This window comes from Sphaerisporangium sp. NPDC049003 (assembly GCF_043197795.1).
Lineage (GTDB): Bacteria > Actinomycetota > Actinomycetes > Streptosporangiales > Streptosporangiaceae > Sphaerisporangium.
Window position 1 is genome coordinate 68,540 of the sequence record NZ_JBICTU010000020.1, and the last position, 25,408, is coordinate 93,947.

Annotated in this window: 22 protein-coding genes; 13 read left to right on the forward strand and 9 right to left on the reverse strand. The window is 69.9% G+C overall.

Going from position 1 to position 25,408, the window contains the following annotated elements; all coding sequences use genetic code 11:
- Nucleotides 1-46 precede the first annotated feature (46 nt).
- The 3 genes from ACGFIV_RS22270 to ACGFIV_RS22280 form a co-directional block, all read right to left on the reverse strand.
- Nucleotides 47-1,321: an MFS transporter gene (locus ACGFIV_RS22270; RefSeq protein WP_392837389.1), complete on the reverse strand. Its 1,275-nt coding sequence runs from the start codon at nt 1,319-1,321 to the stop codon at nt 47-49.
- Nucleotides 1,322-1,416: 95 nt separating this feature from the next.
- Nucleotides 1,417-2,193 (reverse strand): CPBP family intramembrane glutamic endopeptidase, encoded by a 777-nt coding sequence (locus tag ACGFIV_RS22275; protein WP_392837391.1) that lies wholly within the window; start codon nt 2,191-2,193, stop codon nt 1,417-1,419.
- 395 nt (nt 2,194-2,588) lie between these two features.
- A complete protein-coding gene (locus ACGFIV_RS22280) occupies nt 2,589-4,070 on the reverse strand; it encodes a hypothetical protein (protein ID WP_358547991.1) in 1,482 nt (493 codons plus the stop codon).
- A gap of 461 nt (nt 4,071-4,531) precedes the next feature.
- Here ACGFIV_RS22280 and fxlM point away from each other — a divergent pair, with 461 nt between their 5' ends.
- From fxlM to ACGFIV_RS22310, 6 genes are all read left to right on the forward strand, one after another.
- Nucleotides 4,532-5,776, forward strand: coding sequence for a methyltransferase, FxLD system (fxlM, locus tag ACGFIV_RS22285; protein WP_358547993.1), 1,245 nt, complete (start codon nt 4,532-4,534; stop codon nt 5,774-5,776).
- A 69-nt stretch (nt 5,777-5,845) separates the two neighbouring features.
- A complete protein-coding gene (locus ACGFIV_RS22290) occupies nt 5,846-6,040 on the forward strand; it encodes an FxLD family lanthipeptide (protein WP_358547995.1) in 195 nt (64 codons plus the stop codon).
- Between the two features lie 77 nt (nt 6,041-6,117).
- Nucleotides 6,118-9,198: a lantibiotic dehydratase gene (locus ACGFIV_RS22295; protein WP_358547998.1), complete on the forward strand. Its 3,081-nt coding sequence runs from the start codon at nt 6,118-6,120 to the stop codon at nt 9,196-9,198.
- 8 nt (nt 9,199-9,206) lie between these two features.
- The gene (locus tag ACGFIV_RS22300) at nt 9,207-10,403 is read left to right on the forward strand and encodes a lanthionine synthetase C family protein (RefSeq protein ID WP_358548000.1); all 1,197 of its coding nucleotides are present in this window, start codon (nt 9,207-9,209) and stop codon (nt 10,401-10,403) included.
- Nucleotides 10,385-11,353 (forward strand): thiopeptide-type bacteriocin biosynthesis protein, encoded by a 969-nt coding sequence (locus ACGFIV_RS22305; RefSeq protein WP_358548003.1) that lies wholly within the window; start codon nt 10,385-10,387, stop codon nt 11,351-11,353. The genes ACGFIV_RS22300 and ACGFIV_RS22305 overlap by 19 nt, the downstream gene beginning before the upstream one ends.
- Nucleotides 11,354-11,355: 2 nt before the next feature.
- Nucleotides 11,356-12,495 carry a hypothetical protein gene (locus ACGFIV_RS22310; RefSeq protein ID WP_358548005.1) on the forward strand — a complete coding sequence of 380 codons (1,140 nt, stop codon included), beginning with the start codon at nt 11,356-11,358 and terminating at the stop codon, nt 12,493-12,495.
- 195 nt (nt 12,496-12,690) lie between these two features.
- Here the strand turns inward: ACGFIV_RS22310 and ACGFIV_RS22315 are convergent, their stop codons facing one another.
- A complete protein-coding gene (locus ACGFIV_RS22315; protein ID WP_358548007.1) occupies nt 12,691-13,386 on the reverse strand; it encodes an ATP-binding protein in 696 nt (231 codons plus the stop codon).
- 257 nt (nt 13,387-13,643) lie between these two features.
- On the opposite strand from ACGFIV_RS22315, the gene ACGFIV_RS22320 reads away from it, so the two are divergent.
- Both ACGFIV_RS22320 and ACGFIV_RS22325 read left to right on the forward strand, forming a co-directional pair.
- Nucleotides 13,644-14,498: a helix-turn-helix transcriptional regulator gene (locus tag ACGFIV_RS22320; protein ID WP_358548010.1), complete on the forward strand. Its 855-nt coding sequence runs from the start codon at nt 13,644-13,646 to the stop codon at nt 14,496-14,498.
- A gap of 24 nt (nt 14,499-14,522) precedes the next feature.
- Entirely contained in the window at nt 14,523-14,738 is a 216-nt protein-coding gene (locus tag ACGFIV_RS22325) for a DUF397 domain-containing protein (RefSeq protein ID WP_358548012.1), read from the forward strand.
- A gap of 92 nt (nt 14,739-14,830) precedes the next feature.
- Here ACGFIV_RS22325 and ACGFIV_RS22330 read toward each other — a convergent pair whose 3' ends face one another.
- The 4 genes from ACGFIV_RS22330 to ACGFIV_RS22345 all read right to left on the reverse strand — a co-directional run bounded on the left by ACGFIV_RS22330 (nt 14,831) and on the right by ACGFIV_RS22345 (nt 18,515).
- Nucleotides 14,831-15,502 (reverse strand): FadR/GntR family transcriptional regulator, encoded by a 672-nt coding sequence (locus ACGFIV_RS22330; protein WP_358548015.1) that lies wholly within the window; start codon nt 15,500-15,502, stop codon nt 14,831-14,833.
- A gap of 65 nt (nt 15,503-15,567) precedes the next feature.
- Complete coding sequence (locus tag ACGFIV_RS22335) at nt 15,568-16,599, reverse strand: MBL fold metallo-hydrolase (protein WP_392837396.1); 1,032 nt, start codon at nt 16,597-16,599, stop codon at nt 15,568-15,570.
- The gene (locus tag ACGFIV_RS22340) at nt 16,596-17,756 is read right to left on the reverse strand and encodes a steroid 3-ketoacyl-CoA thiolase (RefSeq protein ID WP_358548021.1); all 1,161 of its coding nucleotides are present in this window, start codon (nt 17,754-17,756) and stop codon (nt 16,596-16,598) included. The genes ACGFIV_RS22335 and ACGFIV_RS22340 overlap by 4 nt, the downstream gene beginning before the upstream one ends.
- An 84-nt stretch (nt 17,757-17,840) precedes the next feature.
- Nucleotides 17,841-18,515 (reverse strand): TetR family transcriptional regulator, encoded by a 675-nt coding sequence (locus ACGFIV_RS22345; protein WP_358548024.1) that lies wholly within the window; start codon nt 18,513-18,515, stop codon nt 17,841-17,843.
- Between the two features lie 186 nt (nt 18,516-18,701).
- Between ACGFIV_RS22345 and ACGFIV_RS22350 the strand changes: the two genes are divergently transcribed.
- The 5 genes from ACGFIV_RS22350 (at nt 18,702) to ACGFIV_RS22370 (ending at nt 23,586) form a co-directional block, all read left to right on the forward strand.
- Nucleotides 18,702-19,787 carry an acyl-CoA dehydrogenase gene (locus tag ACGFIV_RS22350; RefSeq protein ID WP_358548026.1) on the forward strand — a complete coding sequence of 362 codons (1,086 nt, stop codon included), beginning with the start codon at nt 18,702-18,704 and terminating at the stop codon, nt 19,785-19,787.
- Nucleotides 19,787-20,941, forward strand: a complete 1,155-nt coding sequence (locus ACGFIV_RS22355) for an acyl-CoA dehydrogenase family protein (RefSeq protein ID WP_392837399.1) — start codon at nt 19,787-19,789, stop codon at nt 20,939-20,941. The genes ACGFIV_RS22350 and ACGFIV_RS22355 overlap by 1 nt, the downstream gene beginning before the upstream one ends.
- A 51-nt stretch (nt 20,942-20,992) precedes the next feature.
- Nucleotides 20,993-21,943, forward strand: a complete 951-nt coding sequence (locus tag ACGFIV_RS22360; protein WP_358548032.1) for a bifunctional MaoC family dehydratase N-terminal/OB-fold nucleic acid binding domain-containing protein — start codon at nt 20,993-20,995, stop codon at nt 21,941-21,943.
- On the forward strand, nt 21,943-22,350 hold the full coding sequence (locus ACGFIV_RS22365) for a MaoC/PaaZ C-terminal domain-containing protein (protein WP_358548035.1): 408 nt from the start codon (nt 21,943-21,945) through the stop codon (nt 22,348-22,350). The genes ACGFIV_RS22360 and ACGFIV_RS22365 overlap by 1 nt, the downstream gene beginning before the upstream one ends.
- Before the next feature lie 63 nt (nt 22,351-22,413).
- Complete coding sequence (locus ACGFIV_RS22370) at nt 22,414-23,586, forward strand: lipid-transfer protein (protein ID WP_392837401.1); 1,173 nt, start codon at nt 22,414-22,416, stop codon at nt 23,584-23,586.
- Between the two features lie 107 nt (nt 23,587-23,693).
- On the opposite strand, the gene ACGFIV_RS22375 is transcribed toward ACGFIV_RS22370, so the two are convergent.
- Nucleotides 23,694-25,406 (reverse strand): hypothetical protein, encoded by a 1,713-nt coding sequence (locus ACGFIV_RS22375; RefSeq protein ID WP_392837403.1) that lies wholly within the window; start codon nt 25,404-25,406, stop codon nt 23,694-23,696.
- Nucleotides 25,407-25,408 lie beyond the last annotated feature (2 nt).

Below are 25,408 nucleotides of genomic sequence, written 5' to 3' on the forward strand. Positions count from 1 at the left end.
ATCGCGGATGGACGCAGATCCGCCACGCGACGGGCAGGGACCGGCGTCAGGACGGCCGGTGCTCCGTGGCCTTCGTCTCCTCGGGCTCGGAGGCGGGCCGGGCCTGGTAGCGGGCGAAGGCGGGCAAGGTCAGGCCGATGAGGGCGGCGCCGGCGATGGTGGTCAGGCCACCGCTCACGGCGCTGAAGGTCGGGGACACCAGCGATCCGACCGCGCCGGCGCGGAAGTTCCCGAGCTCCGGGCAGCCCACGCCGACGACGTGGTTGGCCGCGCTGACCCTCCCGCGATAGCGGTCGGGCGTGGCGACCTGGACGATGGTCGTGCGGAACACCACGCTGAGCACGTCGGCGGCGCCGGCGACGGCGAGCAGGGCGAGGGCGAGCCACAGGTCGTGGGCCAGGCCGAAGCCGGCGAGACCGGCGCCCCAGACGGCGCCGGCGGCAAGGATGGCCAGTCCTTGGCGGGACACCTGCCCGACCCATCCGGACAGTGCCGTGCCGAGGATGCCGCCGACCGCGACCGCGGAGGTGAGCAGGCCGAGCGTCTCCGCCGCACCACCGAAGCGCTCGGCGTTGATCACGGGAAAGAGCGCGAAGGGCATCCCGAGGATCGTGGCGTTCATGTCGGCGAGGAACGCTCCGCCGAGGATCCGGTTACGGCCGATGAACCGCAGCCCCTCGCCGACCGCTCGCAGGCTGGGCCGCGTGCCGCCGCCCTCGGGCGGCATGGCCGGCAGCCGGGCGATCCCGTACAGGGCCGCGGCGAAGCTGAGCATGTCGACGAGGTAACACAGCTTCAACCCTCCTGCGGCGGCTATCACCCCGGCCAGAGCGGGGCCGATCGTCGCGCTGAAGTGGAAGGTGAACATATTGAGCGCGGCTCCGGCGGGAACCCGTTCGGCCGTGAGCAGCCGCGGCAGGAAGGTGCTTCTCGCGGGACCGTTCACGGCGCTCAGCACGGACTGGACCGCGACCAGGCAGTACAGCAGCCACAACTGGTCGAGGTCCATGAACGCCTGCACCGCGAGCACGGCCGACACTCCGGCCAGGCAACCGCTGGTGACCAGCACCAGCTTCCGGCGGTCGAAGGCGTCGATGAGCGACCCTCCGGCCAGCCCGAACACGATCGCGGGCAGGGCCGAGGCGAGGCCGACCGCGCCGACGGCGATCGCGGAGCCGGTGAGGACGTACACCTGCAGGACGACCGCGAAGCTCGTCATCTGACCGCCGACCGCCGACAGCGTCGACCCCGCCCATAACCGCCGGAAGGCGGGTGACTCCTTCAGGGGCCGGATGTCCATGAGCAGGCGTCGCTCAGCCATGGCCTTCTCTTTCAGGGGGCGTCAGTGCCGGCGCGGGCTTTTCGCACAGGGCGGGCCTCTCGCGGTCCGCTCGGCTCGCGCGCCGTCCGGTCAGCTTAGGGGGGCGCGGCGTCGTTCGCAGGGGTCCTGGGGCGGCGCAGGAGGATGAGGCCGAAGACCAGGAGGATGACGTCCTGGGCGACCAGGATGGGGATCTTCGGGACCGCTCCTGTGGCGGCGAACAGGTCGGTGGCCATGTGCAGGACCATGAGCGGCCAGATGGTGCCGGTCCGATGGCGGAGCGCGGCGTAGCCGACGCCGAAGCAGAACGCGCCGACCGCCTGCGAGGCGACGAGGGCGGGGTTCTCGCGGAAGAGGATGTTGCTCAGGTGGGCGGCGCCGAACAGCGCCGAGCCGAGCAGGGCGGAGCTCAAGACCCCTGTCGGACGCAGCACGTGGGGGATGACGCCACGCCACATGGCCTCTTCCATGAAGCCGGTGAGGGCGTATCCGACCACGAGCATGGTCAGCAACCCGGGCTCGACGGGAGCGAAGCCCGCCACCAGCGGGGTGAAGACGAGGAGGGCCGGGAGGACGAGCAGGCGCAGGTCGCGCCACTGCCGCGGCGGGGTGAAGCCGGCCGCGTGCCATCCTCCGAAGCGCATCACGAGCACCGTGACCAGGACGACGAGAGGGATCATCGTCACGAGCGACTGGGCCGTCCCCGACCAGTGCGGCACGATCGCCTTCACGGCGAGGCCGGCGACGAAGGTCGTCAGCATATACCCGACATAGAGCAGCAGTGCGCGTACGCGGGGGCGGCGGGCGAGGTGGGCTGCGGTGCGGAGGCGTCCGCGCGGCTGGGGGGCGACGGCCGGGCCGGTCGTGGTCATTGCGGGTTCCTTGCGGTGGCGCTCAAAACGTACATATAGGGCAGACGTGACACCCTATATCTGGATAGGTGGCATGGGGAGAGGGAGTATGTTTCATCGCAGAAGCTGATATATCGGGCTAAATAGCGACAGAAATCCAAGCCGCCGAAGTGGTTCCACGACCTGGGACCACCGCGCGCATCGGCGGTCGCGCCCCGGCTACGAGACAGCCCCGTCCCCTGCCAGACGAGAGTCGGACGCGCGGGGACCTGAAAGGCTCTCGATCAGCGAGCGGAGCACGGCGTTGCCCGGCCTTTGGAATGGCCTGGCGCCCGTCGAGTACGTTGATCAGCGCCAGCGCGCACGGGCTCGCGGAGCGAGTTGCGGGAGAGTGCCTGGGCGAGGCACAGATGGGTTCAGGCGGTTGTGAAAGCTTCGGCGAACTCGCGGACTTTGGGCTGGTTAGGCCATCTTTGGGTGAGCTGGGTATGCAGGGGGCGGAGCTCAGCGACGACGTGCAGTGATCTAGCGCGGTGGGCTTCGGAGAGGGCTGCAAGGGCAGCGATGGCGGCGGCGTCGGGGGTGTCGGTAGCGGCGTGAGCGGTGCCGATGCGGGCCAGGTGCAGAGCGCGGTCGCGATGGTGGGTGGTCGGAAGACCGGTCAAACGGGCGTTGAGGATGGTGATGGCATTGGCGGGCTGTCCGCCGACCATGTAACAGGTGGCACGTTGCAGGTCTGCCCAACCGGGGCCGTAGAAGCGCAGGTAGGCAGGCTCGTCGGGAGAGGCGGACTGGGCGAGCAGCGCGTCGGCGGCGTCGAGTTTCGCGGTGTCGATGATGCCGGTAGCGGCGCTGCTACGTGCTTGGTAGAGGTGTGCGACAGCCTCCAGCGCAGGGGGGATTGTCCACAGTGTGCGGGCACGTTCGGCCAGGTTGTTCGCGCCTTGGTGATCTCCGGCGTCCAGAGTTACGGAGGCGTTGCGGAGCACCATGTAGGCGGCCATGGCCGTGTCTCCACCTGCGATCGCCCAGCTGGTGGCCCGCTCGGACCAGCGTCGGCAAAGGGTGAGGTCGCCGCGTTCGCGATGAAGCCAGCTGATGTGTTCGGCGAATTCGGCTTTGACCAGGCGTAGTTCCGTCTGGGTGGCCGGGGCGGAGGCGTCGAGGAGGGCGTCGATGTCGCGGAGTGCTTCGACCAGCGCGGTGATGTGCTGGGCGGGGGCCATGAGGTGGTGGCCGGCCTGGTGCGCGGCGAGCGTCGCGCGGAAGCGACCGGTGGGACCGGTTTCTGCCGATGCGGGGAGGGCGAAGGAGGCGGGCAGGAGCGCGGCCAGTCCGCCGGTGGCGATGAGGGCGGCGAAGTCCCTCCGGGTCAGTTTCAAGATCAGGATCCCTTCGCCGATTCCGGTATGGAGTGTCACAACGGCGTCGACGTCTTCAGGGTACGGGCCGGCGGGCGGGATGGGCAGTTCGGAGAGCAGGTCGCTGAGGACGGAGTAGGGCACGGTGACCGGGGAGCCGGCCGGGCGTCGGCGTGGCCCGACTAAGAGGTCGTCGATCAGGCACCCGTATAGCCCGGCCAGTCGCTGCAAATCCAGCATGGACGGCGGGCGTGCCGAAGCCGAACGGGATGTGCCAGGGCCGCCCCATTTCTCCCAGTAGGAAATGTTCTTCGCGGTCTTGACGACCGGATCGGGGAATCGGGCGTTGAACGCGTCGGCGGCTTGGGATTGTGACATACCGTTCGCATGCCGATAGGCGGCCAGCGAGGTGAGGCCAAAACGCTCGAACAGGGCAGCGGCGATCTGGTCGATCGGGGTGTTCTCGCGCCGCAGGCTCTGGGCCAGGTCCTTAATCTGCCCGAGGTGTGCGGCTGCGGTCATCTCACCGTCCTTCACGCGTGCATGTTCGCAGGACTCACCTCAACGGTAGCGTCTTGGGCCGTGTCACGCTGTCCCCCAATATGGGGGACAGCACGACCCTGTGCTCCTCCGGATTGGGGGAAGGCAGATCCTCGGCAGAGCAGTTGGATGAGAGATGTCCAGCAACACCGAGAGGACCGCCCTGTGATTGCCCCGCATCTATCTGCCCGGCCTCGGATCGCGTCGGACCCTGCCATGAACGTTCTGCCGGCACCCGGCGTGGTTGAGCCAAAAGCTCGCCGCTCTGCTCGCCGAGGGCCACCAGCTCGCAGGCGGTCGGCGCGTCGTTCCCCTCGTCGAACAGCGGGTCTCCAGCGGTCGTAGCTGAGTGGTAGAAGGCTTCTACGTGACACCGATCGCCACGGCGGCGGCCGAAGGATGGCCCGAGAAGCCAGTCGGCCTGCCAAACCGGCACACATCAAGACAGGGAGTGCCGCATGACTCAGACGGTTGAGATGTCCGAAGACTCCGACCAAGCGGGGAAGATCCGCGATGCTCTGACGGATAAGCTGCGTGCCAAGGGCTTGATCACGTCGCCGGTAGTAGAACGGGCCTTTCGTGTGGTGCCGCGGCACGAGTTCGCTCCGGCCGGCACATCGCTGGAGGTCGCCTACAACGCCGACGACTCGGTGACGACCAAGACCGACGAGCACGGCGCGGTCACCTCCTCGATCAGCGCGCCGTTCATCCAGGCCAGGATGATCGAGCAGGCGGAGATCGGGCCAGGCATGAGCGTGCTGGAGGTCGGATCCGGGGGTTACAACGCCGCGCTGCTGGCCGAAGTCGTCGGCCCGGAGGGTCGTGTCGTCAGCGTGGACATCGACCCGGAGGTGACCGCCCGGGCCAGTGCCCTGCTGGACGCGGCCGGGTACGGCAGCCGGGTCCGGGTCGTGCTGGCCGACGCCGAGCACGGTGTCCCCGAGCCCGGGCCATTCGACGCGATCATCGTGACGGTCGGAGCGTGGGACATACCGTCGGCCTGGCTGGAACAGCTGGCCGGGGACGGAGTGATCGTCGTGCCGCTGCGAATGAACGGGATCACCCGCTCGATCGCGTTCCACCAGCAGGGAGACCACCTGGTAAGTACGTCCGCCGAAGTGTGCGGGTTCGTCCCGATACAGGGCGACGGGGAGCACTCCGAGCGGGTCTTCCTGCTCCCTGACGCCCAAGGCCGCAACGTCAAGTTGCGGTTCGACGACGGGGTACCGCAGGAGCCGGGCCTGCTGGACGGGGTGCTGGCGACCGAACGTACGGCGGTGTGGTCCGCCGTCACGATCAATCACGGGGTGTCGTTCGCCGACCTGCACCTGTGGTTCGCCGGTTTCCTGCCCGGCTTTTGCAAGCTGGCCGCCGACAAGGGGACCGAGCTGGACCAGGAGCGGGGGAACTGGTTCCCCTTCGGTGTCGTGCGGGGAGACTCCTTCGCCTACCTGGCGGTGCGCCCGGCCCTGGAGGGCGCCGGAGTGGAGTTCGGGGCGCGCGCCTACGGGGCGCACGGCAAGGCGGCCGCGACCGCGATGGTCGAACAGATCCAGGCATGGGACCGGCAGGCCCGGTACAGTCCGGCGCCCACGTTCGCCTTCTGGCCGACTGGCAGCAACCGCGCCCAGATTCCTGACGGCTCGGCGGTCCTCAACAAAACCCATGGTCTGGTCACGATTTCCTGGCCCACAGTGGGCTGAGCAATCGCGCGCACGCGCGGGCCAGGATGCACCACACCCAACCCCCTATGGAATGAGGAGTGTGATTCGATGGCTCCATCGCTGACCCTCGACGCCACCGAGGCCCTGGACTCCACGGCCGCCGCCGACGAGGAGTTCGAGCTGGACATGCGCGTGGTGGAGGCCACCACGCCTCTAGTGATCATGATGTGTGACACCAACGACGGGTGCGGCAGCACGTGCGGCACCAGCGCGTGCAGCACCAGCTCCAACGACCCGGTCTGAACCACCATCCCTCTGCCGCCGGTGCCTGAGTCTGGCGCCGGCGGCGCGGTTCATCCCCGGCTGAGGAGGCGATCACGGTGACCGTACCACTGCGCTACCAGCACACCGGCCTGGTGATGGTGCGCGCGACGACAGACCCAGGCGACCTGGACCCGCCGACGCACCTGGAGGTGTCCGACCCGGCCGCGATCGAGCACGAAGGCCGGGCATGGCTGGCGAAGCTGTGGTCCCGCGGCGAGATACGCGAGGCGCTGCGGATGGCCAGCCCCGTCCTTGGGGCGCGCATTGACCAACTCCTCGCCGAAGGCACCGGCCCGGCGCCCGTCAAGGAGCTGCGCCGTGCCATCGTGTCCGCCGCGTCCTACCTGTTGCGCTGGCAGCGGCGCGCTACCCCGTTCGGGCTGTTCGCCGGCGTCGCCCCCGCCATGGTCGGGCCCACCATGGCGAAGGTCGGCGCCGAGCACCGGGCGGTGGTGCGGGCGGACGCCGAGTGGCTCACGATGCTGATCGACCAGGTCGAGCGGCACCTGGAGTTGCGCGCGCGGTTGATGGTGATGGCCGACAGCGCCGGGATTGTGCGCGATGGCCGCTTCATCGTGACCGCGCGGGCACAGGTGGGTGCCCGGACTCCCGGGCCCTTGCGTGATGCGTCGGTACGCCACACCCGGCCCGTGCAGTTCGCGCTGGCCAGGGCCGCCTCGCCGATTCAGTTCGACGCGCTCGCCGTGGAGTTGGCCGCCCGGTTCCCGGGCACCTCACCGGACAAGGTCCGCGCCTTGCTGCACGGCCTGGTCGACCAGGGCATCCTGATCACCAGCCTGCGTCCGCCGATGACGGCCGCCGACGGGTTGGCCCACCTGATCGGCGCGCTGCGCGCAGCCGGCGGAGAACGACTGACCGACATCGCGGCGCTGCTATCCCGACTGGAGGAGATCAGCGAGCAACTGGCCCGCCACAACGCCTGCGCCGACCCCGGGAAGGCCGCAGCGATCCGGGTATCGGCCACCGAACAGATGACCGCGCTCGCCCCCGGCGCCGGGCACGTGCTGGCCGTCGACGTGCGGCTTGACGCACAGATCGCCATCGCCGAGCGCGTGCTGTCGGAGGCCGCACGCGTCGCCAGCGTCCTGGTGCGGCTGACCACTCAACCGTTCGGCTCCGCAGCTTGGCTGGACTACCACGCCCGGTTCCGTACCCGCTATGGGCCCGGCGCTGTGGTGCCGGTGCGGGAACTGGTGGCCGACTCCGGGCTCGGTTACCCCGGCGGGTACCTCGGCGCGCCGCGCGCCCGGCCCGGCTGGCGGGTGCTGACCGAGCGCGACGCCGCTCTGCTGGAACTCATCCAGAAGGCCGTACTGGAGGGGGCCGAGGAGATCGAGCTGACCGAGGCCGACGTCCAGGCGCTGACGGTGGGCGAGCACGCCGACATCGTGCCGCCACAGCGCATCGAGCTCGGCGTCACACTGCACGCCACCTCCACCCAGGCGATTGAGGCCGGAGAGTTCGAGCTGCGCGTCATCGCCGCGCCCCGCGCTCATACCAGCATGGCTGGACGGTTCGCCTACCTGCTCGACGACGCCGACCGCGAACGGTTGGCCGCGTCCTTCACCACAGACGACGAGGACGCCGAAGTCGCGGTGCAGTTGTCCTTCCCCCCTCGCCGACCGCACAACGAGAACGTGGTGCGCGTCCCACGGCTTGTCCCCGACGTGGTGTCCCTGTCGGAGCATCCTGATAACGGCGTGATCGGCGTGGAGGACTTGGCCGTCACCGCCGACGCCGACCAGATGTATCTGGTTCAGCGGTCCACCGGGCGGCGCGTGGTCCCCCGGATACCGCACGCGCTGGACACCTCCCTCCAGAGCCCGACCCTGGCCCGGTTCCTCGCCGAGGTCGCTGACGCACGCAGTGCGGTATTCGGCCCCTTCGATCCCGGTGCCGCCCGTACCCTGCCTTACATTCCGCGTATCCGCTACCGGCGCACCGTGCTGGCCGCTGCCCGTTGGATTCTCACCTCCACCGACCTGTTGGGCACCTCGGCATGCGAAGCCTGGGATGCGGCGCTGTACTCCTGGCGGCAGCGGTGGCGGGTCCCGGCAAGGGTCGTGTTGTGCCTGGCGGAGCTGCGTCTGCCGCTCGACCTGGATCAGGGACTGGACCGCACCCTCCTGCGGACCCGGTTGGACAGAACCGGGCGGATCGAGCTGCAAGAAGACGGCGCGCCCGGCGGTCAGAGCTGGATCGGGAGGCCGGCAGAGCTGCTGATCCCGATGACCGCGATCACCCCTCCGCAGCGCAGGCCCCCGGCAACCGCAGCGCCGGGAGCTGTCCTTCGGCCGGGTGGCTCCGCTTTGGTGCACGCCCAACTGGTGGGCAACCCCGCACGGTTCGACCAGATCTTGACCACGCACTTGCCCGCGTTCGTCGACGAGTTCCCCGGGCTGGTCGAGCGCTGGTGGGTGCGGCGGCACCGCGACATGATCCGGCCCGAGACCGATCAGCACCTCGCCCTGTTCCTGCGCCTTGCCTCCCCCGACCAGTACGGACCGGCGGTCGCGCGCCTGGCCGGCTTCGCCGCCGACCTGGAGGCGCGCGGCCTGCCCGCCCAGCTCACCCTTGCCTCCTACCCGCAACATCTCGCCCGCTACGGCGAAGGCCCAGCGCTGGCAGCGGCCGAGCAGGTATTCGCCGCCGACACCGCGGCCGCCATCGCGCAGATCACGATGGCTGAGGCCGCCGGGCTTCCCGGCCAAGCCCTGGCCGCCGCGTCGATGGCGCAACTGGCCGCGGCTTTCGCCCCGGACACCGAATCCGGATACCGGGCGCTGATCCAGTGCCTGAAACAGGGCAGTGGGCCGTTGGAGCGGACGCTCCGCGACCACGCACTCCACCTGGCCGACCCCGCCGATGGTTTCCAGGCCGTCCGCGCTGCGCCGGGCGGCGACGCGGTGGCCGCCGCATGGCGCGCCCGGGATGCGGCGCTGACCTGCTACTATCGCGCGCTCGCCGAGCAGCGCGACCCGGCCACCGTGCTGCGCACCCTGCTGCACGAGCACCACGTGCGGGCTCTCGGCGTCGACCCGGTGTTTGAGAAGATGACCGGCCGCCTGGCCCGCGCGGCCGCGCTGCGCCGTCTGGCGCTGGCGGGTGCCCGGTGAACCCCGGCGTGAACACCGGCCTGGTGGCGCTCACCGCCGACGAGGCGACCGGCCAGTCCCTGGCGACCGGGATGGCCGGGGCCGCACTGCTGCATATCGAGCGGGCCCTGAACGGCTCCGGGGATTGGGCGAGCGCACGCGCGGCAATCCAGCAGGCCGCGGCCGGGCCGATCGACACTGCCGAGCACGCGGGACTGTTCTACGGGGCGCCGGCCATCGCCTTTGTGCTGCACGCCGCAGCCTCGGACGGGCGTCCCCGCTACCGTGCGGCGGCCACGACCCTGGATGGGTACGTACTCCGCCTGGCTCACCGGCGCCTGGCCACCGCCGCAGGCCGGATGAAGCGCGGCGAGACGGCAACGTTCGGCGAATACGATCTGTTCTACGGGCTGACGGGAATCGGCGCGCTGCTACTGCGTCATATGCCCGGCAGCGACGCACTCGCCGACGTCCTGCGCTACCTCACCCGGTTGACACAGCCGCGCCACCAGGATGGGCTTGAACTGCCGGGATGGTGGGTGGCGCACGACCCGGACCCGATCCTGCCGACCCCCGGAGGGCACGCGAACTTCGGGATCGCGCACGGCGTGGCGGGCCTGCTCGCCCTGCTTGCACTCGCCACCGCACGCGGCCATGTGGTCGACGGCCAAACCGAGGCGATCGAGTACCTGAGCGCCTGGTTCGACCGGTGGCGGCAGGACTCGGCTGAGGGGCCGTGGTGGCCGCAGTGGGTCACCCGCCAGGAGCTGCGCACCAGCCGCCTCGCCCAGGACGGGCCCGGGCGACCGTCCTGGTGCTATGGCGCGGTCGGGATCGCCCGCGCCCAGCAGCTCGCCGCCATCGCCACCAACGATCCGACCCGTCGCAAGGTTGCGGAGGAGGCCCTTGCCGCTTGTCTGACCGACCGGCAGCTCCACCGGATCACCCAGATGGGACTGTGCCACGGAATGGCCGGGGTGTACCAGACAGCCTACCGGGCTGCCCGCGACGCGCAGAGTCCCACGATCGGGGCACGGCTTCCTGCGGTGGCCGCCGCGCTGACCAGGTACGCGACCGCCACTCAGAACCACAGCGACGACATCGACGACATCGGCATCGGGACCGGGTTGCTGACTGGAGGCGCCGGGGTGGGCCTGGCGCTGGAAACCACGCGGCACACCACGCCGCCACGCTCGGGATGGGACGCATGCCTGCTGATCGTCTGACCGCCGCCCCGCCCTATCAGATCGCAGCAGGCGTGGGCGCGGTGCTCGCGGGCGCCAGCCTTGAGTCCACTGCGACCGCCAGCGGCATCGACCCCGCAGACCTCGCCGAAGCCCTACAGGTGTATCAAGCCGCCGGGCTCGCCGCCCTTGAGCGGCGCGCGGACAAGCAGTGGTATCAGCTGCGCGTTCAGTTCCCCGACTGGAGCACCGCTGAGAGCGCCGGCGCGGCGCGGCTCGGGCCGGGCCTGGACCAGCTCCAAGCCAGTGGAGCCGTGGCCGGATGGTGGTTCCTGCGCAAGCACCCCTGCTGGCGGGTTCGCCTGCGCGGCGCGGACACCGCAGAAGTGGACGGGGTGTTCGACGAGCTGACCGCAGCCGGGGTGCTCACCCGCTGGTGGCCGACCGTGTACGAGCCCGAAACCACCGCCTTCGGCGGCCCGGCCGGAATGTGCGCCGCCCACGACCTGTTCTGCGCCGACAGCCGCGGCGTGCTGAACTACGCCCGCCAGAGCGCACCGGGCCTGGGCCGCCGAGAACTGTCGGTCCTGCTGATCAGCGCCCTGCTGCGCGCGGCCGGGCTGGACCGGTTCGAATGCGGCGACGTCTTCGACCGGGTGGCCCAGCTGCGCCCCGCACCCTCGCATGCCGATGTCGCGCGCGTTGATGAACTGGCCACCAGCGTGCGCACCCTGCTGGCCGTACCCGCACAGGCCGGCAGCGCGCTGTTCGCGCCCGGCGGTCCGGTCGCGTTCGCCGCGCCCTGGATCGCCGCGTTCGAAGCCGCCGGCAGCCAGTTCGGCCACGCGGCGGCGGAGGGCAGGCTTGACCGCGGGGTGCGCGCCGTCCTCACCCACGTTCTGATCTTCCACTGGAACCGGTTCGGCCTGTCGGCCACCACTCAAAGCATCCTCGCCCGCGCAGCGACCGCAGCCCTCCTGCCTCGGAGCTGACCATGGACATCACGACGCTGAGCGCCGCCGCGCGCCGCTTCCCGCTCCTCGGCCGCCCCCGCCCGGCCTGCCCACCGCTCCCCGAGCGGGTGAAGGAGATCTGCGAGATCGCAAGCACCGCCGGACAACAAGGCGCGGACGTCATGCACCACGCGGCGCACGCCCTGAACAAGGCCGCGCTGCTGGCCAGCGACTGCGGCCTAGAGGACCTGGCCCGCGACCTGTGCTGGCAGCACATCAACCTCTACCGAGTGGCAGGCCTCCGGCTCACTGTGCGGCAGGCCAGGTACATGCTCGAACCCGTCCTCAACCTTGCCCGGCTCCAAATCCGCGCCGACGCCGGCGGGCAGGCCCTGCGACTTCTGGAAGCGATGTACCAGGCTGTCACGGCGAACACCGACCTGGTCGTCGACAGGAACACACTGCCGCTGGCCAATCTCACGGGCACGCGACAGGAGCACCGCAACCTGCGCGAATGGGTCTGGATGCACTATCTCGCGGACGGGATCCGTGCCCTGGCTCTCGCAGGCCGCTGGGACGACGCGGTCGCCCACGCCGAAGCACACCGGGGGATCGGACGGCACCTCATGGAGGGGCGGCAAGCCACGATCATCGCCCACTGCCTACACGGTGCCCTGCCAACGGCCCGCGCGGTACTGGCGGACAGTACGCCGACGCAACCGTGGGAACATCAGGTCGCTTCCTGCTTGAATGTGATGTGCGCGGACCCAAACAGGGCATCGATCAGCCAGGAAGTCGCAGCGATGGTCCGACACTTCCTCGAACAGGAGCCGGTGCCCGGCTACGCGGTCTTCCGGGCTCGGCTCGGGCTGACCGTGGTCAGCCTCGCTGGCGCCGCTGACCCGGAGGCGGCCGACGGCGTACTCGCCCGGGTGACGGCCGAGGCGATCGAGGCAGGTGATGGATACGCCGCACGCGACATGCTGGGTTATCTCAGCACCCGCACGGGCCTGACGAACATGCAGCGCGATGCGCTGTCCGAGCTGGTGACCCGCTCCGGGCTGGGATCTGGGACGCTGCCAGAGTCTCTGCTCAATTCGCTCGTCAACTCGGCGGAGGTCGCGAAAGAGGCGTTGGCCGCGTCGATGGTGCGGCCGGATCGTCCGGCCATCAGGCCATGACGAGGTCAGAGAGGTCTGAGCAGGGGGCGTCTCGGTCGTAGCCGTACCAGAGGCGGTCGGGGCGGTGCGGCAGGCTGGCTAGGTCGTGGGAGTAGGGCGGGCGGCCACACCAGCGGCAGCTGAGCGGCATGGGTGGCCGCTCAGGGTGCCAGCGGACCCGGATGACACGCGGGTTTCTGCTGAGGTTGTGCAAAGTCAGACCCCAGGGGCTGGAGTCGGTGACAACTCGGCCCAGGTAATGGTCTTGTGACGGCCGATGGTGAAGTCCCAGCACTCCGCCACCGCGTCGATTAGGCGCAGGCCCCGGCCTCGAAGATCAAGCTCGTCTAGCGACCCGGCCCAGTCCGGCAACTCCACCCCGTCCAAGGGGCGGAGCCGGGGGACGCCTTCTCCTCCGTCGTCGATCACCTCGATACGTACCCGGGTGCCGACGTGGAGGACATAAACCGTGACGGACCCGCCCGGAAGCGACGATCGCGAATGTTGAACGCTGTTGGACACCAGCTCGGAAACCACTAGCATCGCCGAGTCCAGCACCGGATCCCCGCTGAGCAGTTTCCGTATGAACGTCCGCGCCACACTCACCTGATCGGGGTTTCCGGCGAAGGTGATGAAGCCCGCGATCGTCCGCGGGGGCGGCGTCGGATCGCCCTCACGGCACCAGCCTTCGTGTCCGACCTTGTCCTCCGCGCCGATCCGGCGGGACTCACCCGAGCAGGTAGCCCGTACCGCCGGGACCAGCCCCAGGTTCTCACCGCTGCTGACAGGTGAGTGGCGCGTGAGCGGTACCTCGTTGTGGAGGCCGTTGATGCCCGCCACCTCACGTTCGAGCACTTGCAGCGCCCGCACCCCCGCGCCCAGCAGCTCGACTTGCCTGACCTCTTGTCTCACCTGCGACCTCCTTGCATTCGTGGCTGCCTTGCCGGAGTTCCGAGCAGGTGTCTTTCCACGTCCAGACGCGAGCTGATGTCACCTTGCGCCTCCACCTCAACCCCTTCCTTCATGCCGCATGCATCCGGAGAGTGTTGTTCCGGTGACCAAGAGTCTTACATGGGCTGTGAATATTTACATGGGTAATGGTGAAAGTTGGCAACGCTGGGTAGGCGTTAGGTAGCCTTCTGCAAGATTCAGTGGCATGGGGTGATCGCATGAGCATCAAGCGCGGCATGACTTTGCGTGCGCAGTGGCTGGGGCGTGAGCTCAGAGAGTTGCGAGAAGCCGCTGGGCTGACGGCCAGTGAGGTCGCTGGCTACATCGAGCGCACAGGAGCCACTGTCAGTCGATTCGAGGCCGGCCTTTACCCTGCCCGGACTTCGGATGTCCAGGTCCTGCTGAACCTCTACGGCGTAGATGATCCGCAGCGGAGGGACAACTTGGTGCGACTTGCGACCGAGGTATGGCAGACAGGGTGGTGGGAAAGCTATTCAGACGCTCTGTCTAAGAACACCATTGACTACGCCTGGATAGAGTCGCGGGCTCGACTTGTCCGCTCGTTCGATGCGTTGGTCGTCCCCGGCCTGTTACAGACCCGCGCGTACATGGAAGCGGTGATCAGCGCTGCTGATCCCGATGCGTCTGCCGAGCAGATGATGTCGTGGGTACGGTTCCGGCTCACACGTCAGCAGGTACTCACCGACCGTGAACCGCCTCACATCGAGGCCATTCTGGACGAGAGCGTCCTACATCGTGCGCCTGGGGCATTGGAGACCATGGCGTCGCAGCTTTCATACCTGATAGACCTGGCCGAACGCCCCACCGTCGACATCCGAGTGCTGCCTTTCGCGTCCGGAGCACATGCCAGTCCTGAAGGCGCCTTTATGATCTTCGAGTTGCCGTCACCTTACCCGGATGTCGCTTTCGTAGACACTCCCGCAGGCGGCATCTATGTTGAAACGCGGGGCGTACAACGGCTTGAGACGAAATATCGGCACATCAGGCGCAGAGCGTTGGACCCGGATGAATCTGTCGGGCTGATCCGAGCCGCTGCGGACAGGTACGCATAGACCCCCTAACTAGTAGGAGAGAGCATGTCGACTGAGTCACGGGCTGAGGTTGCGTGGCACATCAGTAGTTTCAGTCCCAATGGGGGTGGTGACTGTGTTGAAGCCGGTCCCGTTCTCGACGGGAGTGGGCGGATCGCCGTACGGCACAGTCATCAGCCCGATGGTCCAGCCATCCTCTACACCCAGTCCGAGTGGAAGGCATTCCTCGCAGGTGTCCGCATCGGCGAGTTCGACTTCTAAGCGTGCTTATCCGTTCGGTGTGGCCGCCCTTGGTCAGCGTCTTTCGAGGAAGGTGGCCTCCTGCTGAGCGCCGCCGCGAGGCCTGGTGGAGGTCACAGGGCCCTGCGGAGCCATTCTTCGACGCCGGCGACGTGAACGGTGGCCCAGGCGCGGGCGACGTCGGGCTGGTGGCCGGCGATCGCCTCGTAGATCGCCATGTGCTGCTCCCTGGTCTTCACGGTGGCCCCCTCCTGGGTGAGGCCCCGCCAGATGCGCGCCCGGGTGGTGGGACCCGACAGGCTCTCGATCAGCGAGCAGAGCACGGTGTTGCCCGACCCCTTGGCGATGGCCTGGTGGAAGTCGAGATCGTTGGCCACGAGCTGCTCGATGTTGGGGTCCTCCGGCAGGGCCTCAAGGATCATCCGCAGTTCCTCGACGCCCTCCGGGCTCATGTTGGCCGCGGCCATCGCCGTCGCCGACGGCTCCAGGATGCGGCGGACCTGGAAGAACTCCAGCACGGTGTCGTCGCGGTGGAAGTCGACCACGAACGAGAGGGCGTCGAGGAGCAGCCGGGGCTCAAGGCTCGTGACGTACGTGCCGTCGCCCTGGCGCACGTCCAGCACGTTGATCAGCGCCAACGCGCGCACGGCCTCGCGGAGCGAGTTGCGGGAAAGGCCGAGCCGTTCGGCGAGGTCGGCCTCCTTCGGCAGCCTCGCGCCGGGGGCGAGCTCACCCGAGACGATCATTCCCTTGATCTTGTCGATCGCCGCGTCCGTGACCGCCACGGAGTCACCACCCCTAGAGTTGCGCAGTTCAAGCCCATACATCCGATGTCTAGGAGTGTATGCCGTCAGTGTGTCGCGGCTGTGAACCGTACGGGATCGCCGGGAGCACCAGGCTCGCGACGGATCAGGCCGCGGACCTCCAGCGTGCGCAGGTGCGCGGCCGCCTCGCCCGCCGCCATGCCGCGCTGCATGGGCGCGAGGTCGGCCCAGGGGCGATTCCAGGTCATCCGCTCGGCGACGTCCCAGATGGTCGGTGAGGCCGGGGAGAGCCCGGCCAGCAGCTCGCGCACCTGGACCAGCTTGTCCTCGTGGTGGGCGCGGATCTCGGCCGCGCGGGTGCCGACGTCGGGGAACGTCCACTCATGGGCGGGAAGGGCCTCGGCGCTCCCGAGGCCGCCCACGCGCTCCAGGGAGGTCAGGAAGTCGCCCAGCGGGTCGACGTCGGTCCTGTCGTACGGATAAATCCCGATATGGGGGGTGATGCCAGGCAGAACGTGGTCCCCGGTGAAGAGCCGGTCCGCGTCCTCCAGGTGCAGGCAGACGTGGCCGGGTGTGTGTCCGGGGGTCCAGACCGTACGGAGCCTGCGGCCGGGCAGGTCGATCAGGTCGCCGTCCCTGAGCTCCAGGTCGGGTACGGCGGGTGGGTCGGGACGGCCGGACAGGGCCACCGCGTCCGCGTCCGATCCCGCGCCCGCCCGGCGCATCATGTCGGCCTGGAAGTTGCGGTGTGACCCCTCGGCCAGCTCGTGGATCAGCCGTACGAGCGCGGCGTCCGCCTCGTGCATGGCGATCCAGCCGCCGGACTCCTCGCGCACCCGCCCGGCGAGCCCCGCGTGGTCGGGGTGGTGGTGCGTGACGACCACCCCGCGCACCGTGCGGACGTCGATGCCCAGGGTGGCGAGCCCGTCCCGGAGCGCCAGCCAGGCGTCCTCGTGGTTCCACCCGGCGTCGACCAGCACCGGCCCGGCCGGGGACTCGACGGCGTACACCAGCGTGTACCCGAGGGGGTTGCCGGGGATCGGCACCGGGACGCTCCACACCCCGCCGCCGAGGTCGGCGGGCCGCTGCGCGCTGTACGGCCTGCGGCGCGTCTTCACACGCGCTCAAGAACGGTCGCGGTCGCGAGGGCGCCTCCGGCGCACATCGAGACCAGGGCGGTCGAGGTGTCGGATCTCTCCAGCTCGTGGAGGGCCGTGGTGATCAGGCGCGAGCCCGTCGCGCCCACCGGATGGCCGAGCGCGATGGCCCCGCCGCTCACGTTGACGTGGTCCATGTCAGGCTGGTGGACACTCGCCCACGACAGCACGACGGCGGCGAACGCCTCGTTCACCTCGAACCTGTCGATGTCGGCCACCTTCATGCCCGACATGGCCAGCGCCTTGGCGGTCGCGTCCACCGGCCCGTCCAGGTGGTAGTACGGCTCGGCGCCGACCAGGGCCTGGGCCAGGATGCGGGCGCGCGGGCGCAGGCCCTGCCGGGCGGCGGCCTCCTCGCTCATCAGCAGCACGGCCGCCGCGCCGTCGGAGATCTGGGACGACGTGCCCGCGGTGTGTAACGCGTTCTCGCCGAGCACCGGCTTCAGCCTGGCGAGCCCCTCGGCCGTGGTCTCGCGCAGGCCCTGGTCCCTCGCGACCGTACGGCTCTCACCCGTCGGCCGTCCGTCGTCGTCCAGCACGGGGGCGGCAACCGGGATGATCTCGCGCTCGAACCGGCCGTCGGCCCACGCCTTGGCCGCGAGCCGCTGTGACCGCGCGCCGAACGCGTCGAGCCGCTCGCGCGTGAGCCCCCGGCGCTTCGCGATGCGCTCGGCCGCGTTGAACTGGTCGGGCATGTCGATCGACCAGTCGTCAGGCCGGGGCTTGGCGGGGAGCACGTTGCTGCCGAGCGGCTGGCGGCTCATGGCCTCGACGCCGCAGGCCACGCCGGCGTCGATGACGCCCGCCTGGATGAGCGCCGCGACCAGGTGGACGGCCTGCTGGGACGAGCCGCACTGGGCGTCCACGGTCGTCACGCCCGTCTGGTACGGCAGGCCCGCGTACAGCCAGGCGTAGCGGCCGATGTGCCCGCCCTGCTCGCCCGCCTGGGTCACGCACCCGGCGAACGCCTGGCCGATGGTCGAGGGGTCGACGCCGGACTTCTCGACCACGCCTCTCATGGCCGTCGCGAGCAGCACCTGCGGTTTGAGCCCCGAAAGCCAGCCGGCGCGCTTGCCGATCGGGGTGCGTACGGCCTCGACGATCACCGGCGTGCCCATGCGGGCCTCCTCAACGTCCGAACGTTGTTCTAGCCGAGACTGTAACGGGTTCTATTTTGACGTGGAAGTCCCCGGTGGCGGGGCTCAGCGGCCGAAGTCGCTGAGCAGGCGCCCGGCGGCGATCTCGATGCGGCGCTGGATCTGCTCGTAGGTGCGGCGGCCGCGCAGCATTTCGAGCAGCTCGTGCACCCAGATGCTCGCCAGCGAGCCCGCCAGGGCGAACTCCTCCTCGGTCGCCGACTGCGCGGTGAGGCCGTTGCCCGACACGCGCAGGAGCAGGCCGGCCATGCGGTCGCCGAAGGGGGTGTCGACCTCGGCCATGATCAGTGAACGGATCAGCGCGTCGGCCAGCTCGGGCTCGCGCATGAGACCGCGGGTCGCCCGCATGAGCACGTCGACGGCCCTGCCCGCGGGGGAGGCCGCGCTCGGCGGACGCCGCTCGATGCTGCTCTCAAGCAGGTCGAGCTCCTCGCCGACGACCGCGACCACCAGGTCCATCTTGGAGGGGAAGTAGCGGTAGAGAGTGCCGAGGGCCACCCCGGCGCGCTCGGCGACGGTCCTCATCTGCATGGCCTCCACGCCGCCGCGTGACGCGAGCGCGGCGGCGGCCTGGACGATGCGCTTGCGCCGCTGGTGCTGGCTGCGCGTGCGGACGCCGGAGGAGACCGGGGCCGCCGGAGGCGGGTGCGCCACGTGATCGTCGCCGTCGGGCCCGGTGGGCGCCGGGACGGCTGTGGTGCCGGCATGCGGAGTGCGCATAAGAACACGTTACCGGATTACTCGCAGGTAGGCCTTGTTACTCACCGGTCACAACGAATGCCGGTCTTCCATGACGTTTGTGTTGCGAGCAGATATCCGGTGGTCTCTCCGGAAATGCCCCTGGACAGATATTAGAATCTGTTCTAGTTTGCGGCTGACCAGGTCATGCCACCCCCTGGAGCGACGATGGACTTCACCCTGGACGAGACGCAGGCAGAGCTGAGGGAACTGGCCGCGCGCCTGTTCGGCCGGGAGGCCACGCAGGAGCGGCTCGCGGACCACGAGAAGGGCGGGCGGCCGTACGACGCCGGGCTCTGGGAGGGGGTGGCGCAGGCCGGGCTGATCGCCGCCTGCCTGCCCGAGGAGGCGGGTGGCGCCGGGCTGGGCGCGGTGGGGCTGGCCGTGATCCTGCGCGAGGCTGGGACGAAAGTGGTCCCGGCCCCGATCCAGGACAGCCTGGTCGCGGCGATGGTGATCGGCCGGTACGGGTCCGCGGAGCAGCGCGAGAGGCTGACCCGCCTTGCCGAGGGCGAGATCGTGCTGACCGCCGCGCTCCTGGAACCGGGGCGGGACCTCGGCGCGACGCCCCTGACGACGTCCCGGCGATCGGGCGACGGATGGGTGCTTTCCGGACGCAAGACCATGGTGTCCTACGCCGCCGAGTCCGAGGCCATCCTGGTGCCCGCCGAGACCGAGCACGGCACCGGCCTGTTCCTGGTGAGGCCCGGGGACGCGGCCGTACAGGCCGTGCCGGCCTCCACCGGAGAGCCCACGGCGGCCGTCGTCTTCGACGACGCCCCCGGTGAGCCGGTCGGCGAGCCAGGAGGCGCGGCGTACGGCACGCTGCGGCTGCTCATGCTGGTCGCGATCACCGCCAGTGCCTCCGGCGTGCTGGCGGGGGCACTGGAGCTGACGACGGAGTACATCAAGACGCGCAAGCAGTTCGGCCGCGCGCTGGCCGAGTTCCAGGCGGTGACCGTGCAGATCGCGGACGTCTACATCGCCGGGCGGGCGCTCGACGTGGCGGTCTGGTCGGGCGCGTGGCGGGTCGACGCCGGCCTCGACGAGGAGGCCGAGCTGGACCTGGCCGTCGCGGCGCACACTGTGACCGACGCCGCGCTCGCCGGCCTGTACACCTGTCAGCACCTGCACGGCGGGATCGGCCTCGACGTGACGTACCCGCTGCACCGCTACTTCGCCTGGGGCAAGCATCGTGCCCACCTTCTCGGTGGCGTGGAGGCCCGGCTCGACACGATAGGAGCGCTCGTCTGATGCTGATCGACCTCACCTCCGAGCAGAAGCGGCTCCGTGCGGAGCTGCGCGACTACTTCACCGCGTGCCTGACCGGCGAGGACCGCAGGAAGATCGCCCAGGACCCGTTCGGCCAGGCGTACATCGAGCACTGCCGCAGGCTCGGCCGCGACGGCAAGCTCGGCCTCGGCTGGCCCAAGGAGTACGGCGGCGCCGGCCTCGGGCCGCTGGAGCAGCAGATCTTCGCCAACGAGATCGCCCGCGCCGAGGTGCCGTACCCGATCATCACGCTGCAGACGGTCGGCCCCACCCTGATGCAGTACGGCACGGCGGAGCAGAAGGAGTTCTTCCTGCCGAGGATCCTCGCGGGGGAGTGCCACTTCGCCATCGGGTACAGCGAGCCGGGAGCCGGGACGGACCTCGCGTCCCTGCGCACCACGGCCGTCAGGGACGGGGACCACTACGTCGTCAACGGGCAGAAGATCTTCACCTCGGGCGCGCACTACGCCCAGTACATCTGGCTGGCCGCGCGTACGGACCCGGAGGCCAAGAAGCACCGGGGCATCTCGATGATGATCGTCGACACCACCGATCCGGGATACTCCTGGACGCCCATCATCACGATGGACGGGCGCCACCACACCAACTCGACCTACTACGCGGACGTGCGTGTGCCCGCGGACATGCTGGTCGGTGAGGTGAACAAGGGCTGGGACCTCATCGTCAACCAGCTCAACCACGAGCGGGTCACGCTCGGCCCCGCCGGGAACATCGCCCATGTGTACGACAGGTTCGTCGCGTGGGCCCGGCGCACAGGGGCGATCGAGGAGCCGGCGGTGCGGCGGGCCATCGGGCGTGTCTACGCCTACTTCCGCACCAACGAGCTGCTGAACTGGCAGGTCGCGGCCAACATGGACCTCGGCTGGCTGGGCGCCCCCGACGCCTCAGCCACCAAGATCTACGGCTCCGAGCGCATGCAGGACGTCGGCAGGATCGTCGGCGAGGTGCTCGCCCGGTACGGCGACCCGTCCGACCCGGAGACCGCCGCGTTCGTCGACGTGCTGGACCACGGGGTCAAGGGCGCGGTCGTGCTGACCTTCGGCGGCGGGGTGAACGAGGTCCAGCGCGAACTGATCGCGATGCTCGGCCTCGGCCTCCCGCGACCGCCTCGATGACGCCCTTCCCATGACCCGGCCCGAGGGCCACCGCAGCGCTGAGGAGAGACAGTGACGGTTGAGTCGAGCGTCCACGAGCGGCTGACCGCCCTGGCGGAGCGGCAGATCGCGGCGGGTGAGGTACGGGGGGTCGCCGCCACCGACCCGGTGAACCTGCCGATGATCCACCACTGGACGGACGCGATGGGGGACGCCAACCCCGTCTACACCGACGAGAAGTTCGCCGCCGGGAGCGTACACGGGGAGATCGTCGCGCCGCCCGCGATGGTCCAGGTGTGGACGATGCCGGGGCTGCGGCGCGACAAGGGCGTGGCGAGCCCGGTGGACGGCGTGCTCGCCCTGCTGGACGAGGACGGCTTCACCGGGGTCGTGGCCACCAACTGCGAGCAGACCCACCACCGCTACCTGCGGCTGGGGGAGCGGCTCACCCCCGCCACCCGGATGACGGGCCTGTCGGGCCCGAAGACCACGGCCCTCGGTGTCGGATATTTCGTGACATGGGTGGTGACCTGGTACTCCGAGGCCGAGCCGGTGGCGGAAATGATGTTCCGGGTACTGAAGTTTCGCCCCCGGGAGAAGAAAGCAGCGCCCGAAGCGCGGGAGCCGTACCCCCTGAAGCCGGCCGTCAACAGGGACACGGCGTTCTTCTGGGAGGGTGTGCGGCAAGGCGAGCTACGGATCCAGAAATGCGGCGACTGCGGCGAACCGCGGCATCCGCCGGGGCCGGTCTGCCCGTCGTGCCGGTCGGTCAACCGGTCGTACACCGTGGCGAGCGGGCTCGGCGAGGTCTACAGCTTCGTCGTCCACCACAACCCGCCCGTTCCCGGGATCCGGACGCCTTTCGTGGTGGCCGTGATCGAACTACTCGAAGGTGTGCGCATCGTCGGCAACGTCGTGGGATGCGCGCCAGAAAAGGTGGGTATCGGTATGCCGGTGCGTGTGACATACCGCGAGATGGACGACGACCTCGTCCTGCCGTTGTGGGAACCCCGGGAGCCGTGATGCGCACATTGACGGAAGACGAGATCGAGTGCGGGGCGGCGCTCCCGCTCCTGCGCGTCGAGCTGAGCCCGACGATGGTCATCTCGACGGCGCTGGCCACCATGGACTACACACCCGTACACCACGATGTGGAGATCGCGCAGGCTCAGGGCTCCAAGGACATCTTCCTGAACATCCTGACGACCATGGGGCTGGTCGAGCGCTACGTCACCGACTGGGCCGGGCCCGAGGCGCTGATCCGTGGCATCAACGTCCGGCTGGGCGTGCCCGCGTACGCGGGTGACGCGATCACCTTCAGCGGGACGGTCGCGTCGCGCGAGGGCCGCGAGGTCTCCGTCGACGTGCGCGGCACGGTCAGCCTGGGCGACCACGCCACCGGCACCGTCCGCTTCTTCCTCCCCGGCTGAGCCGCCGCCGGCGGAGACGTCGCCAGGGCTGTCACAAGGGTCGCCATCAGAAGGGCACATCACGTGTACTCGCTTTCCGGCCGTACGGCCGTCGCGGGCGTCGGCGCCACCGAGTTCTCCAAGGATTCCGGCCGTTCGGAGCTCCAGCTCGCCGCCGAGGCCGTCCTCGCCGCGCTCGACGACGCCGGGCTGCCGCCGTCCGAGGTGGACGGCCTGGTCACCTACACGCAGGACAGCAACCAGGAGATCTCGGTCGCCCGCGAGGCCGGGATCGGCGACCTGTCGTTCTTCTCCCGGGTCCACTACGGGGGAGGGGCCGCGTGCGGGACGGTCCTGCACGCCGCGATGGCCGTCGCGACCGGGGTGGCGTCCACCGTCGTCTGCTACCGGGCCTTCAACGAGCGGTCCGGGCGCAGGTTCGGCCAGCCGGACGCCCGGCTCGGCGGCGAGCCCTCGTCGCAGGGCATGGAGATGAGCTGGCACGTGCCGTACGGGCTGATGACGCCGGCCGCCTGGGTCGCGATGTTCGCCCAGCGGTACATGCACACCTACGGCGCGACCTCGGAGGACTTCGGCCGGGTGGCTGTGGCGATGCGCCGCCACGCCGCCGCGAACCCGGCGGCGTGGTTCTACGAGAGGCCGATCACCCTGGAGCAGCACCAGCGGTCGAAGTGGATCGTGGAACCGCTGCACCTGCTGGACTGCTGCCAGGAGAGCGACGGGGCCGTGGCCCTGGTCGTCACCTCGGCCGAGCGGGCGAGGGACCTGCGGCGGTCCCCGGCGATCGTCACTGCCGCCGCGCAGGGGTCGGGGGCGGGGCAGATGATGATGACGAGCTTCTACCGCGATGACATGTCCGGCCTGCCGGAGATGGGGGTGGTGGGACGCGGCCTCTGGGAGATGTCGGGAATGTTGCCTGATGACATCCAGACCGCCATTCTCTACGACCACTTCACGCCATTCGTGCTGAGCCAGCTGGAGGAGCTGGGGTTCTGCGGCAGGGGAGAGGCCAAGGACTTCATCGCCGGCGGCGGCATCGAGATCGACGGTCACCTGCCGGTGAACCCGCACGGCGGGCAGCTCGGCGAGGCGTACATCCACGGCATGAACGGCATCGCCGAGGCCGTGCGCCAGATCAGGGGAACGTCCGTCAACCAGGTGCCCGGCGTCCAGAACGTGTTGGTCACCGCGGGCACCGGCGTCCCGACAAGCGGCCTCATCCTCTCCCAGGACTGACCGCTCGTCCGGCGACGTCTCCCAAGGAGACGCCTCTGACGGTAAGCCCTCTGAAGGTGAGCCCTCTGACGGTGACGCCTCTGAGGGTGACGTCGGCCGGACGTCGGTCAGGGGGTGACGATCGTGGGGACCGCGAAGAACACGATCATCGCGATCGCGACGCAGAGGATGAACCCGGCCAGCTCCCAGAGCCAGTCGTAGTGGTGCTCGCCCAGCTTGATCGGCTTGGGCCGGTCGTGCCGGTGTGGCCGCGCCGCCTGCCCGGGTTCCTTCCCCGCCGCCGTGGCCCGCTTGGGCACACTCACCGCCGTGGCCGTCGGGGGCTCGGGGTCAGGGTCCGGGGTGGGCAGGCCGTCCACCACGGTCTGCTCGGCCGGCTCCGCCGGCGACGTGTCGCCGGACGCCGGGGACCCTTCGCCGGCAGCGGTCTCTGTGGACGCACTCGTCTCGGTAGAGGTAGGCGTCTCAGCGGACGTGAGCGTTTCGGCGGACGTACGTGTCTCGGCGGACGTACGTGTCTCGGCGCCGGTCGTTTCGGTGGTGGCGAAGGTGCGCCGGAGGGTGGGCCAGTTCCTGGTGGCCAGCGCCTCGCTGAAGGACGACTTCGCGGGCGCCGGGCCGCGCCCGGTATGTGACGAGCCGTCCAGGGCCGGAGCGCCGTCCTGCGGGGGAGCCGCAGGCCCCGTCGACGCCACCAGGGAGTCGGGAAAGACGGTCGGCGGATCAGACGCCGCGACCAACACGTCGGGGGCCGTCAGCACGTCCGGGACCGCCGGTACGTCCCGGACCGTCGGCTCGGGGACCGCGAGTGTCTCCGGGACTGCCAATGCCTCGGAAACCGCTCGTGTCTCTGGGACTGCCAGTGTCTCCGGGACCGTAAGGGTCTCCGGGGTTACCGGGGCGGTCAGAGGAACCGGAGCGGTCAGGGGAACCGGGGCGGCGAGGGGGGCCGGGGCGGACTTACCAGACCGGCGGCGGCGGGATCTCGGGAGACCGTTCGGTGCTCCGGGGCGTGATGCCCGGATCCTCGGCATCGGCTCGGTGGTCGCCTCGTGCCCGGATCCGCGGCCGGGCTCGGGAGGCGACAGCTCCTTGGCGGGGAAGACGCCGGTGTTGGTGATGGGATCGGGCTCGGCGAGGGGCAGCGGCCACCTGGGCGTGGTTGGCCAGAGCCGCTTGCTCGCCGATCGCGCGCCACCGCCGGCCGTACCGGTCTCTGCGGGGATCGCGCTGAGGATCGACACCCGCAGGGCCCCCGACGGCCGGCGCCAGGGCAGCCGGGCCAGGGCATCCTCGGCGGGCCCGATCGCGAGGCCCGCGTACACCTCGGCCACCTGCGGCGGCACGACGGCTCCTGACCGCGTGGCGGTCACGGCGGCGGCGAGGGAATGGGTGAACCGCCGGCGGGCGGTGAGCTCAAGCTGCTCGGCGGTGTCGGCCGCGACGTCGAGGACCCAGGCCAGCTCGGCCGTGTCCAGCCCGCAGACCGCCGACAGCAGGAGCACCTCGCGCTGGTGGGGGCGGACCTCACGTACAGCCCGCTCGACCAGCGCGGTCGCGGGGTCGGCGACGGGATCGACCGACGGCGGGACGTAGGTGACGTCGCGCCGGTAGATCTCACGGCGCGCGAGCGCGTAGAGCGCGGCGCGCGGGGGCTCCACCACCGGAACATTGGTGAGAACGGCCGTCAGCGCGTCGGCGGCGGAGGCGGTGTCGCCGAGCTGATCGTGGCAGTACGCGAACAACCCGGCGGCGTGACGGTCGTAGAGCTCGGCGACCAGCTCGCCCCTGGGGCGCTGATCGATGAGCGATGAAGTCACAA